Origin of the sequence: Bacillus sp. FSL K6-2944 (assembly GCF_038005385.1) — a bacterium.
In the GTDB taxonomy this organism is placed as follows: Bacteria; Bacillota; Bacilli; order Bacillales; family Bacillaceae_G; genus Bacillus_A; species Bacillus_A cereus.
Genome location: NZ_JBBOTE010000003.1, coordinates 160,188 through 174,302 on the forward strand (window position 1 = coordinate 160,188; position 14,115 = coordinate 174,302).

Here is a 14,115-nt window from a genome sequence, read left to right on the forward strand (position 1 = left end):
AATTTTTAGCGTAATAAATATAGTACAAACAAAATATTCACAGAAAGGAACTATCTCACCATTCACGAATTAACTTAATCCAACCTAACATCGAAATTTGCAAAATAATACCCCAAATTATAAGTCGTCTTAGCCATCGAGGAAAGAAGGTTAAAAACTTAACATACCATTCCAATAGCTTGTTCATAATTCCCTCCTACATAAAATTATATAGGAAAAAGGATATATAATCCAAACCCAACCAAAATGATACCACCTACTATCTCACCGTATGTACCGAGCATATCTTTCGCATGTCTCCCAATTAATAAACCAATCCACGCTAATAACATGCTAACAAATCCAAACAGTAAAATCGTAATAATTGTCTGTGCCCCATAAATACCAAGACTAAGCCCTACTGAGAAACTATCTATACTGACGCCAAATGCAAATACGAATAAACTAATTCCAATAGGAGCAGTTCTAGTCTCTTCATTTTGTAAAATGGTCGAATATACGATATAAAACCCTAGTCCGATTAATAAAATAGCACCCGCAAAATGTGCGATATCTCCATATTTCTCTGATAAAAAACGACCTAGTACCATTCCTATAAACGGCATAATAATATGAAATATCCCTATCGTCATACCAATATACAGGATTTGTCTTAACTTTAGGGGCATCATCCCCATACCAAGACTCACCGAGAACGCATCCATCCCTAAGGCGAATGCCATAATTATTAAAGGTATTAGCTGTTCAAACGTCATTCATGCCCCTCCTTGGACGTGCTACTTCACAATATGCTTATCCAAGGAGAAATATTCTGTTTGCTAATCTTACCTTATCATTCAATAATAATATGATGTCCTGCCGCTTTCGTTAAACGATTCATAATTGCATTCCCTATTCCTTCATTAGGGAATGACTCACTAAAAATAACATCCACTTCACTTGCATCAAATGTTCTAAGTACATCATATAATTTAGTCGCAACGCTAGCTAAGTCACTTCTAACACCACAAGATAATATAACATCTGCACTATATACGTACTGATACTCTTCTGTCGTTAATACGCCTACTTTAAATCCTTCTTTCTTTTTCTCATCCACAAGATGCTGAATAAACTCACGTGAGCCCTCGACAATACTAAGTGGTGCTTTCGGCGCATAATGTGTGTATTTCATTCCAGGCGATTTCGGTTTTTCCTTCTCATCCTTTAAAGCTGGATCTAAAGAAACAGTACCTATCACCGCTTCTAATTGTTCTTTCGTAATCCCACCTGGACGTAATATTGTTGGAACCGTGCTTGTACAATCAATTACAGTTGATTCAACGCCTACTCCAGTTGCACCACCATCAACAATACCTGCAATCTTCCCATTCAAATCTTCATATACGTGAGAAGCTAATGTTGGACTTGGACGCCCTGAACGATTCGCACTTGGTGCCGCAACAGGTACATTCGCCTCTTCAATAAGAGCAAGTGCAATTGGATGATCAGGCATTCTTACTCCAACCGTATTAAGTCCTGCCGTCACCTTCTCTGAAATTCCTTCTTTTCTCGGCAAAATAATTGTTAATGGTCCTGGCCAAAAATGCGCCATTAACTTCTCTGCAACTGGTGGAATTTCTTTCACAATCCCATCTAACTGAGATTTTGTACCTATGTGGACAATGAGTGGATTATCACTCGGTCTTCCTTTCGCTTCGAAAATTTTCGCGATTGCTTCATCATCCATCGCGTTTGCCCCTAACCCATATACTGTTTCCGTAGGGAAAGCAACCGCCTCATTTTCTCTTAATAATTTTGCTGCTTCTTGTAACTGTGGATAATATTTTTTTCTTTCCACAACATTATCCACAACCCACATATTTGTATGCATTTTTTTCCACGTCCTTTTCTAGCCTTAAATACTTGTCTATTTTTAGTTTACTATGAGATTTATCCAAAAGACAAACAAGGTTTATCCACAAAATGTGGATAAACCTAATTAATCCGTGGATAACTTTGTGAATAGCTGACAATTTAGTATTATTGCATTCTGCTCTTTTATATTTTTACAAAAATGTTCTAGCTGTTGAATTCCCTCTGGAACCTCATCCTTTTCTATAGTAAAAAAGTCAAAGAACTGAAAGATCGGTACAGATTGTGGATGATTTGTTAGTAAGTACAATTGTTGAACACTTTTTTCTTTCATATACTGCAAAAACATTTCAAAAAAATATAAGAAAGTCTGTTTATCCACATGAGGTGTGAATAAACAAGAACGAATAAGTACATCTTCCCCACTTTGTTCATAACCAATTACAGCTCGTATTTCTTCCGCCTCTTCCAAAATCATAAATTGTGCGTACAACTCATTTATTTTATCATCTTTTTTATTAGCTTGTCCGAAAAAAGAATGTAATCTTTCCACATCTGCTTTCGTAGCAAAATACACTTTCTTCATAATAAATCCCTCCTCATTTTTATATATGAGGAGGGATTTATTAATAGTACTATTTAGAGAATAAAGATGTAAAAGCTTCTACAATAAACAATTTAACTTCTGGCTTTTCTTCTTCCTCTTCTACTTTTACATACTCATTTTGCTTTTCTTGTTTTTTCTCCACAGGTTTCTCCACTTTTTCCACATTTTTTGTTTCTTCTTTACTTACAGGCTGCTCTTCGACTTTTGTTTCATTTTTTACTACTTTCTTTTCAGAAGATGTTACTTTTTTTACTACTTCCCGCTTTACAACTTTCGTTTCTTTTACCTCATCCTCTTTTTTCTCTTCTACATTTACTACTTCTTCATTATCTATTTGTTTTACTTGCTCCTCTTCAGGAGATTCAGCCTTCACAACATGTTCTTCTTTCCTTACAGCTGTACCACTTGAAAAATCTAAGAAACACATCGGTGGAAATAATACACACCACCAGTTTGCCCCTTCACCTTCCCCAATTGTAATTAAGACTGCTTCATATTCCCCTGCCGGATAAATAAAATTCCCATATACCTTTGTAGGAAACTTTACATTCTTACTAAATTTCACTTGAAATGATTCTTTACTTCCTTCTCTTTTTAACGTATTTTCCACCGTTTTCTCGATTTCTGGAATATGACTTTGAATTACTTTGCGCGCCTCTTCAAATGAAGTTAAATCCGCTACCCATCCATCAATTTGTGCTTTTACTTCATCACGCACTTTACGCTTTAATGCCTGGTCTTTATCTGAATCACTATTTGCTAAAATTCGTAATCGAACGGCCTCTTTCGGAATAACTGAAGGCCCTTTCGCATCAGCTTTCATATATCCAAACTGCACAAGTAACTGTGCACCAATTAATAGTATAAGAAGATAAGCAATAACTTGTTTTTTCATTTCCTCCACCGTCCCTTCTACAAACAGTGTGGACAGACTTTCATCTTTCTAAACTATTAAATTCAAAATCTATATGAATTTTTCCACAAAAAAATAGAGTAAGGTGTGAACCTTACTCCATCTCTGCAAATACCATACGATCTTTTCCGTTAATATCGAAAACAACCTCAACATGAGCATGTGGAAAAGCTTGTTGTAACAATCTTTTTACATCCTCACCTTGTCCTACTCCAATTTCAAACGCCACAATCGCTTTCTTCTGCAACACATTCGGCAATTCTTCCATAAAACGGCGATAGAAATCTAATCCGTCTTCACCACCAACAAGTGCTCTCTTCGGCTCATGCTCTTTCACAACAGGAGAAAGACCACGCCAATCCTCTTCCGGTATATATGGAGGATTTGAAACAACAACATCTAGCTTTTGACCCGTTTTATGAAATGGTGACAATAAATCACCGTGATAGAACGTTACTTCTGCACCTAAAGCTTTTGCATTTTCTTTTGCAACTTCAATCGACTCTTGTGCAATATCTACTGTATACACATGAAGATTTTTATTTTCTAAAGCAAGCGTAATAGAAATCGCTCCACTACCTGTACCTATATCTGCTACATGTAGTTTCTCATCACCAAAATGGCGCTCGATTCTTTCTAATACTCCCACTATAAGCTCTTCTGTTTCCGGCCTTGGTATTAATACTTCTTCATTCACAAAGAAAGACCGTCCATAAAACATTTCATAACCAATCATATATTGAATAGGAATACCTTCTACATGCTTATGGATAAACTCCGTAAAGCTTTTCTCTTGTTCCTCAGTTATTTCTTCACGCATATTCATAAGTAATCCTGTTCTGTTCACCTTTAATACATGACAAAGGACAATTTCTCCCGCATTTTCATCTCGTCCATTTTCCTGTAAAAAAGAAGAAGCCCATTTCAGGGCTTCATAGACACGCATTACTCAGCTGCCTCCATCTTTTGAGCCTGATCTTCCATCACTAAGGCATTGATGAAATCATCTAACTTACCTTGTAAGATTTGATCTAGCTTTTGAATCGTTAAACCGATTCGATGGTCTGTAACACGGTTTTGCGGGAAGTTATACGTACGAATACGCTCTGAACGATCTCCCGTACCAACAGCTTGTTTACGGTTTTGATCATACTCAGCTTGCGCTTCTTGTCTAAACTTATCATAAACACGTGCGCGTAATACTTTCATCGCTTTTTCTTTATTCTTGATCTGTGATTTCTCATCCTGACAAGATACAACTACACCAGTCGGTAAATGCGTTAAACGCACCGCTGACATCGTTGTATTAACGCTCTGTCCACCAGGTCCACTAGAAGCGAATGTATCAACACGAACATCTTTCTCATGAATATCAATTTCTACTTCTTCTGCCTCTGGTAATACAGCTACAGTTGCTGTAGATGTATGAATACGTCCACCAGATTCCGTTTCAGGAACACGTTGTACACGGTGAGCACCATTCTCGAATTTCAGCTTCGCGAAAGCACCTTTACCATTAATCATAAAGATAATCTCTTTATATCCACCTAACTCTGTATAGCTAGCCTCAATAATCTCCGTTTTCCAGCCCTGTACCTCAGCGTAACGGCTATACATACGGTATAAGTCACCAGCAAATAAAGCTGCCTCGTCTCCACCAGCAGCTCCACGAACCTCAACGATAACGTTCTTATCATCATTAGGGTCTTTGGGAACAAGTAAAATTTTCAGACGCTCTGATAATGTTTTATCTTGTGATTCTAACTCAGAAACTTCTTCTTTTACCATTTCACGCATTTCTGCGTCTAACTTATCTTCTAACATTGCTTTCGCATCTTTTAATTGCTCACGAACATCCTTATACTCACGATACACCTCTACCGTTTCCTGTATATCAGACTGTTCCTTTGAATATTCACGAAGCTTATTTGAATCACTAATAATCGCTGGATCACTTAACAATTCATTTAACTTCTCATAACGATTTTCTACAGCTTGCAAACGATCTAACACATCATTCACCTCTACATCCTAGTATCTAATACAAATAGTATATGGTACTTACTCAAAAAAACGCAAATTATATTTAAAAGCGCAAGCGGCTCGCTCAGAATCGCAGGCCATTGGAGCTCTCGACCTTGAAGCGCTTTTTGCTTCGAGCGAGAGAGCGAAATGGCCGGAGATTCTAGCCGCTGGAGCTAGATAATATATTTAAAAGTGGCGGTGGCTCTTTCAGCTCTGACCAACTAAGGTTCTTTCGACCTAAAGGTGCTTTTTACCTTTCGGGCGGAAGGTTCTTAGATGCGAAGAGCTAGCCACCGGAACTAGATATATTTAAAAGCGCAAGCGGCTCACACCGCTCATTCTCTCTATTTTGAAAAAAACCCGCCTTGCGCAGCGAGTTTTACTTATCTTTGTTTGCAGGTACTGCATGACAATGACGACAACGTGGTTCATACGATTCTGAAGCTCCAACTAAAATAATTGGATCATCAAATGCCGCTGGTTCTCCATCAATTAATCGTTGTGTACGACTTGCTGGAGATCCACATACAGAACATACTGCTTGTAGTTTTGTCACATGTTCAGCAATCGCCATCAGCTGAGGAACTTGTCCAAATGGTAGACCACGGAAATCTTGGTCTAAACCAGCTACAATGACACGATAGCCACGATTTGCCAATACTTGCACCACTTCCACAATGTCCCCATCAAAAAATTGCACCTCATCGATTGCAATAACATCCAGCTCTTCTGTAATATGTTCAAATATATCCTTTGAAGCTGAAACAGGAACTGCTTTTACCTTTAATCCGTTATGTGATACAACATCTTCTTCACTATATCGATTATCAATACATGGTTTAAATACAATTGCATGTTGTTTTGCAAATTGCGTACGGCGCACACGGCGGATTAGCTCTTCTGACTTGCCAGAAAACATACTACCGCAAATCACTTCAATCCAGCCATTTTGATTTATTAAGTACATGAAGCTCTCCTTTCATCTACTTTTCAGTTAAAAGTAGGGTAAAGGTATAATATTTTCGCAAAAAAAACAGACAAGCGAATACATACACTTGCCTGTTTTATGTTTTTATTACTTAAGACCGTATTTCTTATTGAAGCGGTCAACGCGTCCGTCTGCAGTAGCAAACTTCTGACGTCCAGTGTAGAATGGGTGAGAATCAGAACTGATCTCAACTTTTAGTAATGGATAAGTGTTACCATCTTCCCACTCAACAGTTTCGTTAGATCCTTTAGTAGATCCGCTTAAGAATTTGAAGCCTGTGTTTGTGTCCATGAATACAACTTTCTTGTAATCTGGGTGAATTCCTGCTTTCATTCTTTTCATCTCCTTCCGCCCTGAATCATTTTCGAAACAGAGTTTTTCATCTTCAGCTGCATACACAACTATATTGATGAAACACATATGATGAAATTATAACAAGGCTAACTTCATTTTGCAACTACCTGTTTTTGTCTTTTGAAATTAAAAGTGTAGACGGCTCGTTTAGCTCTGACTGGCTAAGGTTCTCTCGCACAAAAGGTGCTTTTTACCTTTAGTGCGGGAGGTTCTTAGACACGAAGAGCTAGCCGTCGGAACTAGATACAATTTAAAAGCAGAAGCGGCTCGTTCAGAATGGGAGGGGGATGGAGCTTCTGACGTAGAGGTGCTTTTTACCTTGTAGGAAGACGCGAAGCCACCGACCATTCTAGCCGCTGGAGCTGGATATTATCTTAAAAGTGGCGGTGGCTCGCTCAGCTCTGACCAGCTAAGGTTCTTTCGCCCTAAAGGTGCTTTTTACCTTTCGGGCGTAAGGTTCTTAGATGCGAAGAGCTAGCCACCAGAACTGGATATTACTTAAGAATCCAGGACACTTCGAACTCTCGATCTTGAAGCGCTTTTTGCTTCATGCGAGAGAGCGAAATGACCGGAGATTTTAGCCGCTGGAGGGAGCTCATCCAGCTCTGACTAGCTCAGGTTCTTTCACTTATTTCTCTCTTTAATATCACCTAAACAGCATAAAAAACTCGCTTACTATAAAATAAGCGAGTCTTGATTTTTTCCCTTTACTTAGTTGTTACATACCTTTTCGAGTCTGCAACAATGTTTTGTAAAAACTCTTCATTTGTCTTCGTTTGACGAAGCTTACGTAAGAAACTTTCAACAAAGTCTGGTGTATCACGCATTGTCTTACGAATGCCCCATAACTTGTCTAAATGTTCTTTTGGAATTAATAGATCTTCTTTACGTGTACCAGAACGACGAATATCAATCGCTGGGAAGATACGACGTTCAGCTAATGAACGATCTAAGTGAAGTTCCATATTTCCAGTTCCTTTAAATTCCTCGTAAATAACATCGTCCATACGTGATCCTGTATCAACAAGGGCTGTTGCTAAAATTGTTAAGCTACCGCCTTCTTCAATATTACGTGCAGCTCCAAAGAAACGCTTCGGTCTATGGAAGGCAGCTGGATCGATACCACCTGATAATGTTCTACCACTTGGTGGAATAACGAGGTTGTAAGCTCGAGCTAAACGGGTAATACTATCCATTAAAATGATAACATCTTTCTTGTGCTCTACAAGACGCATCGCACGTTCTAACACAAGCTCAGCTACTTTAATATGATTTTCTGGTACTTCATCAAAAGTAGAACTTACAACATCTCCTTTAACAGAACGTTCAATGTCTGTTACTTCCTCTGGACGCTCATCAATTAAAAGTACAATTAGTTCTGCTTCCGGATGATTTGTTGTAACACTGTGCGCGATTTCTTTTAATAGACTTGTTTTACCAGCCTTTGGAGGCGCAACAATTAAACCACGTTGTCCAAATCCAACTGGTGCGATTAAATCCATGATGCGTGTCGGTAACTTTTTCGGTTCCGTTTCCAATTTCATTTGGCGATCTGGGTATAATGGTGTTAATGCAGGGAAATGCACACGCTCTTTTGCTGAATCTGGATCATCTCCGTTTACAGCTTCAACTTGTAATAACCCAAAATAGCGTTCATTTTCTTTCGGAGGTCGTACTTTACCAGAAACCTTATCTCCATTACGTAAATCGAAACGACGAATTTGCGAAGCTGAGATATAAATATCTTCTGAGCTTGGAGAATAGTTGATAGGACGTAGGAATCCAAATCCTTCTGATTGAATAATTTCTAATACGCCTTCCATGAAAAAGAAACCTTCTTTTTCTGCTCGAGCTTTCAAAATAGAAAAAATCAGCTCTTTTTTCGTTAACTTGCTATAATACGAAATCTTAAATTCTTTCGCAAGCTCGTATAACTCTTTTAATTTCATGTTTTCTAATGCTGCAATTGACAAATTCATTCAGACACCACACTTTAACGTTATTCTCTTTTTTCATGGGTAAAGGGAAAAAATACGGAAGGCAAATAATTAATAATGAAAGGCAATAAGTTCAAGTAGGGTAATATTCACTATTGTAACCCTTTTATCTAGTTTTAATCAATACGTTGGAACACAAATACAAGAAGCGAAGACAAGAAAATTTGTCTTCGCTTCTTATTTAATTTAGTTCCAGCTCCAATAGTTAGAAAGATCGACCATTTTAACCTTTCTGAAGGAGCTGCTTACGCTTTTTATTTAATCTAGCTTCAGCAGCTAGAATGGTCAGTGGCTTCACTTCTTCCTGCGAGGCAAAAAGCGCCTCTACGTCAGAAGCTCCATCCCCCTCCCATTCTGAACAAGCTGCTTACGCTTTTTACTTAAATCCAGCTCCGGTGGCTAGAAGGGTCAGTCATTTCACCCCTTCCTGCGAGGCACAAAACGCCTCTTCGTCAGGAGTTCCAATGCCTTCCCCTTCTGAGCAAGCCACCTCTGCTTTTTACTTAATAACCAAGTTCGGTTTTTTATTTAAGCTATGACGACCATCTACGAAGCGAACTGTGCCTGATTTTGCGCGCATAACAAGGGATTGCGTTGTTCCTACGCTACCTTTAAATTGAACACCACGTAATAGTTCTCCATCTGTTACGCCTGTTGCTGCAAAGATTGCATCGTCACCTTTTACTAAGTCCTCCATGCGAAGGATACGATTAATGTCTTCTATGCCCATTTTTTTACAACGTGCTAATTCAGCTTCGTTTTGTGGCAATAGTTTTCCGTGAATTTCTCCACCTAAACATTTTAAAGCAACTGCTGCTAATACACCTTCAGGTGCTCCACCAGATCCAAATAAAATATCTACACCTGTACGATCAAACGCTGTATTAATCGCTCCAGCTACATCTCCATCATTAATCAATTTAATGCGCGCACCAGCTTTACGAATTTCTTCAATAATTTCTTGATGACGTGGACGATTTAAAACTGTCGCTACAACATCTTCAATATCTTTATTTTTCGCTTTCGCAACTGCACGTAAGTTATCAATAATAGGCGCATCAATGTCGACCGCCCCAACTGCTTCTGGGCCAACCGCGATTTTATCCATGTACATGTCAGGGGCATGTAACAAATTACCGTGGTCTGCAATTGCAATGACAGCAAGAGCATTCCAGCCACCAGCTGCTACGATGTTTGTCCCTTCTAAAGGATCAACCGCAACGTCTACACGTGGTCCATATCCTGTACCTAATTTCTCTCCGATATATAGCATTGGTGCTTCATCCATCTCACCTTCACCAATTACAACTGTACCTTTCATCGGAATTGTATCAAATACATCACGCATAGCTGATGTTGCTGCACCGTCTGCCTCATCCTTTTTCCCGCGCCCCATCCAACGCGCTGATGATAAAGCTGCAGCCTCTGTTACACGTACTAACTCCATAGATAAACTTCTTTCCACGATAATCCCTCTCCTTTAAGCCTTTATATTTCTGCCGTATTTTGTGAACCGTGTTTTTCTATAAAGTGTACTTCCGCAAGTAGTGATGCTTCGCTTCCCCCTTGCGGAAGTATCACTTATGCGTTCTTCATTTCTTCAATTTCTTGCTTTGTCATTTGTTCTCGCCAAATGTTTGCACCAAGCCCTTTAAGCTTGTCCACTATATTCTCATAACCTCGATCAATATGCTCAAGTCCTGTTACTTCTGTAATTCCATCTGCCATTAACCCTGCAATAACAAGTGCCGCTCCTGCTCGTAAATCACTCGCCTTCACTTTTGCACCTTGCAGTAACACAGGACCAGTTACAATTGCCGAACGACCCTCTACTTTAATTTGAGCATTCATACGACGTAATTCATCAATGTGTTTGAAACGGGCACCGTAAATTGTATCTGTTACAACTCCCGTCCCGTGCGCCTTTGTTAAAAGCGTCGTAAACGGCTGTTGTAAATCCGTTGGAAAACCTGGATATACAAGCGTTTTGATATCAACTACTTTTAACTTTCTATTACCGTTCACCGTAATTTGATCATCGTTCGTTTCAACTTGAACACCAGCTTCTCTTAGCTTTGCAGTAACTGATTCTAAATGCTGAGGAATAACGTTATCAACCGTTACTTCTCCTCCTGATGCAGCTCCTAGAATCATATACGTACCAGCTTCAATACGATCTGGGATGATAGTATGGTGACAACCATGTAAAGAGTCAACACCATCTATTCGGATTACGTCAGTACCAGCACCTTTAATACGTGCTCCCATGCTTGTTAACAATGTAGCTACATCAATGATCTCAGGCTCTTTCGCTGCATTTTCAATAACAGTTCTACCTTTCGCTCGTACAGCTGCTAGCATAATATTAATCGTAGCTCCTACACTAACAACATCTAAATAAATACGTGCCCCGCGTAGCTCATCTGCTCTTAAATAGATGGCACCTTGTTCATTCGTAACATGTGCACCTAACGCTTCAAACCCTTTAATATGCTGATCAATCGGCCTCGGTCCTAAATGACATCCACCCGGAAGCCCAATAACAGCTTTTTTAAAACGGCCAAGCATTGCACCCATTAAATAATAAGAAGCGCGCAATTTTTTCACTTTTCCATTTGGCAAAGGCATTGCAACCATGTTAGAAGGATCGACTACCATCTCTTCCTCCTGTCCATAAGTTACTTTCCCTCCAATTTCCTCTAGTAAGTCTCCTAACATTTTCACGTCCGAAATATTAGGGACACCACCAATAGTTACTGGAGTATCTGCTAAAATTGTCGCTGGAATTAATGCAACGGCACTGTTCTTTGCACCACTTACTCGAATTGTTCCATTTAAAGCTCTTCCGCCTTCAATTAGCAATTTTTCCATATTGAGCTCCCTTCTTGTGAATGTATTTACTTTCTATCTTTTTATAGAAAGCTCCCCTTAAGAATCTCAATTACTCTTTCCATCCCAAAACTCAATAAATAGGAAACCATTATCTTCATTTCTCCTGTAGCACGAATAGATAAAGATCAACTATTCATCGAATTCACTTTATCAATTTAGATACGTTATCACATTTATTAATAGGACTATGCACATTATTTTCTATTTAAAAACCAAAAATGATAAAATCTTTAGACTTGTTCACGCTTTCATTATACAACGAAAGGAAACCGTCTAAAAGACTAGACGGTTTCCAAAACGGAATTTTATTCTTACGCTTTACCGTTAGAACCGAATTCGCGAATTTTACCAATAACAGTTGCTTTGATAGCGTCGCGGCCAGGTCCGATAAATTTACGAGGATCGTAAACTTCTTGGTCTTTGTTTAATACTTCACGAACAGCTTTTGTAAACTCGATTTGGTTCTCAGTGTTTACGTTGATTTTTGAAGTACCTAAAGAGATAGCTTTTTCGATATCAGCAGTTGGGATACCAGTACCACCATGTAATACTAAAGGTACGCCAGTGAAGTCACGAACTTGTTCCATTTCAGCGAATCCTAAGTTAGGCTCACCTTTGTAAGGACCGTGTACAGAACCTAAAGCTGGAGCTAGGCAATCGATACCTGTTGCTTCAACAAGGTGCTTACACTCTGCTGGGTCAGCGTAAATTACGCCTTCAGCGATTACGTCGTCTTCTTGTCCGCCAACTGTTCCAAGCTCAGCTTCAACAGATACGTTACGAGCGTGTGCGTATTCTACTACTTGTTTAGTAGTTTCAACGTTTTCTTCGAATGGGTGGTGAGAAGCGTCGATCATTACAGATGTGAAACCTGCATCGATTGCTTCTTTACATTTTTCGAAGCTTGAACCATGGTCAAGGTGAATCGCTACAGGAACAGTGATGTTCATTTCTTCGATTAAAGCTTTAACCATAGCTACAACTGTTTTGAAACCAGTCATATGACGAGCTGCACCCTCAGATACACCTAGGATTACAGGAGATTTTTCTTCTTCCGCAGCAGCTAAGATAGCTTGAGTCCACTCTAAGTTGTTCATGTTGAATTGACCAACTGCGTATTTTCCTTCTAGTGCTTTGTTTAGCATTTCTTTCATAGAAACTAAAGGCATGGTGAATCCTCCTAAAAAACGTTTTTTGTATCCGATAAGTTCTTATCGCTGGTAGTATGACCAGAATAAGGTAAAATATGTATATCTACATACCGGACTTTTTTCTACACTCAATAGGATAACAACTTGTACTCAAAAACTCAACCGTATTCACCTGCACAATAGTCCATGTAAACGCTTTTTTCCATATTTTTTATAAAAAATTCATTTTTATGCCTCTACAGCGAGCTCATTTCTCACAGCTTGACGAATTTCATCAATATCAAATGGTTTAGCAAAATGCATTAAAGCTCCTAAATCTTTTGCTTCTTGGATCATATCAAGCTCTCCATAAGCAGTCATTAAAATTACTTTAATACTCTCATCAATTTCTTTTACATGCTTTAAAATCTCTATACCATCCATGCCTGGAATTTTCATATCTAACACTACTAAATCTGGATTATCTTTTTTCACGATATCTAAAGCTTGAAATCCATTCGCTGCTTGGAATGTCTGATAACCTTCTTTTTGGAACACTTCATGTAATAACACACGAATCCCATATTGATCATCAACGATTAAAATTTTACCTTCCATAATTCCCAACCTTTCTGTGTAAGTACAAGATTTAAAGCTTCTTATATCTTAACGATTTAATTTCGCTATTCTTTGGCAAATTCCTTCCTATTCTTTCTTATTTTACCGTTTCCTATTTTGTTATGCTACCCTACGATTTCACCTTTCTAAAAAAATAAATTATAATGAAAGCCGGCAAACACGTACGAAGGGAGTAACATTATGTTAAAAATTTTTTCAACTCAATTAAGTGGTTATTTCTCCAGGGTTTCTCAAAAAGAAGAAATGAATATAGAAGATAGCGCTCGTTTACTTGCTCAAGCACTAGTTGGCGATGGTTTCATTTATTTACATGGTACAAATGAAATGGAGGGCGTTGTTGCCGAGGCACTATTCGGTGCTGAACCAATGAAGCAAGCAAAACGCTTATTTGAAAATGGTAAAGAAGCAGAAGTAACCTCTGCGGATCGTGTACTTCTTATTAGCCGTTTTTCAACAGATGAAGCGGTTGTAGAAATTGCAAAAAAACTACAAGAAGAGGGACACTCTATTGTCGGCATTTCTGCTCTTCAAGAAGGTACGGAATCACTCGAACGATATACAGACGTACATATTGATACAAAACTGTTAAAAGGTCTTATTCCAGACGATGAAGGTAATCGCTACGGATTCCCAAGTTTAATAGTAGCTTTATTTGCTTATCACGGGATTAAATTTACAATTGATGAAATGTTAAATGAATATTAAAAAAGCGCCTT

Annotated in this window: 15 protein-coding genes; 1 reads left to right on the plus strand and 14 read right to left on the minus strand. The window is 38.6% G+C overall.

Annotated features, from left to right (window positions below):
- Positions 1-55 precede the first annotated feature (55 nt).
- The 14 genes from MHH55_RS27345 to spo0F form a co-directional block, all read right to left on the minus strand.
- Positions 56-187: a hypothetical protein gene (locus tag MHH55_RS27345; protein WP_001037634.1), complete on the minus strand. Its 132-nt coding sequence runs from the start codon at positions 185-187 to the stop codon at positions 56-58.
- A 19-nt stretch (positions 188-206) separates the two neighbouring features.
- Complete coding sequence (locus MHH55_RS27350) at positions 207-755, minus strand: manganese efflux pump MntP (protein WP_000142475.1); 549 nt, start codon at positions 753-755, stop codon at positions 207-209.
- A gap of 77 nt (positions 756-832) precedes the next feature.
- Positions 833-1,873 carry an L-threonylcarbamoyladenylate synthase gene (locus MHH55_RS27355; protein ID WP_000557354.1) on the minus strand — a complete coding sequence of 347 codons (1,041 nt, stop codon included), beginning with the start codon at positions 1,871-1,873 and terminating at the stop codon, positions 833-835.
- Positions 1,874-1,981: 108 nt separating this feature from the next.
- Positions 1,982-2,440 carry a mechanosensitive ion channel protein gene (locus tag MHH55_RS27360; protein ID WP_000758437.1) on the minus strand — a complete coding sequence of 153 codons (459 nt, stop codon included), beginning with the start codon at positions 2,438-2,440 and terminating at the stop codon, positions 1,982-1,984.
- Between the two features lie 49 nt (positions 2,441-2,489).
- Positions 2,490-3,356: a stage II sporulation protein R gene (gene spoIIR / locus MHH55_RS27365; protein WP_078186271.1), complete on the minus strand. Its 867-nt coding sequence runs from the start codon at positions 3,354-3,356 to the stop codon at positions 2,490-2,492.
- A 112-nt stretch (positions 3,357-3,468) separates the two neighbouring features.
- Complete coding sequence (gene prmC, locus MHH55_RS27370) at positions 3,469-4,320, minus strand: peptide chain release factor N(5)-glutamine methyltransferase (RefSeq protein WP_001267065.1); 852 nt, start codon at positions 4,318-4,320, stop codon at positions 3,469-3,471.
- On the minus strand, positions 4,320-5,387 hold the full coding sequence (prfA, locus tag MHH55_RS27375) for a peptide chain release factor 1 (protein ID WP_000887064.1): 1,068 nt from the start codon (positions 5,385-5,387) through the stop codon (positions 4,320-4,322). The genes prmC and prfA overlap by 1 nt, the downstream gene beginning before the upstream one ends.
- Positions 5,388-5,778: 391 nt before the next feature.
- Positions 5,779-6,366 carry a thymidine kinase gene (locus MHH55_RS27380; protein ID WP_000280859.1) on the minus strand — a complete coding sequence of 196 codons (588 nt, stop codon included), beginning with the start codon at positions 6,364-6,366 and terminating at the stop codon, positions 5,779-5,781.
- A 108-nt stretch (positions 6,367-6,474) separates the two neighbouring features.
- Entirely contained in the window at positions 6,475-6,720 is a 246-nt protein-coding gene (locus MHH55_RS27385) for a type B 50S ribosomal protein L31 (protein ID WP_000643433.1), read from the minus strand.
- A 728-nt stretch (positions 6,721-7,448) separates the two neighbouring features.
- Entirely contained in the window at positions 7,449-8,720 is a 1,272-nt protein-coding gene (gene rho, locus MHH55_RS27390) for a transcription termination factor Rho (RefSeq protein ID WP_001053903.1), read from the minus strand.
- Positions 8,721-9,237: 517 nt separating this feature from the next.
- Positions 9,238-10,203, minus strand: coding sequence for a class II fructose-bisphosphatase (glpX, locus tag MHH55_RS27395; RefSeq protein ID WP_000442340.1), 966 nt, complete (start codon positions 10,201-10,203; stop codon positions 9,238-9,240).
- A gap of 116 nt (positions 10,204-10,319) precedes the next feature.
- Positions 10,320-11,609 carry a UDP-N-acetylglucosamine 1-carboxyvinyltransferase gene (gene murA / locus MHH55_RS27400; protein WP_000413254.1) on the minus strand — a complete coding sequence of 430 codons (1,290 nt, stop codon included), beginning with the start codon at positions 11,607-11,609 and terminating at the stop codon, positions 10,320-10,322.
- Positions 11,610-11,941: 332 nt separating this feature from the next.
- Positions 11,942-12,799, minus strand: a complete 858-nt coding sequence (locus MHH55_RS27405; protein ID WP_001131855.1) for a class II fructose-bisphosphate aldolase — start codon at positions 12,797-12,799, stop codon at positions 11,942-11,944.
- Between the two features lie 210 nt (positions 12,800-13,009).
- Positions 13,010-13,378 carry a sporulation initiation phosphotransferase Spo0F gene (gene spo0F / locus MHH55_RS27410; RefSeq protein WP_000398594.1) on the minus strand — a complete coding sequence of 123 codons (369 nt, stop codon included), beginning with the start codon at positions 13,376-13,378 and terminating at the stop codon, positions 13,010-13,012.
- A 201-nt stretch (positions 13,379-13,579) separates the two neighbouring features.
- Between spo0F and MHH55_RS27415 the strand changes: the two genes are divergently transcribed.
- Positions 13,580-14,104, plus strand: coding sequence for a DUF2529 domain-containing protein (locus tag MHH55_RS27415; protein WP_000912402.1), 525 nt, complete (start codon positions 13,580-13,582; stop codon positions 14,102-14,104).
- Positions 14,105-14,115: the final 11 nt, after the last annotated feature.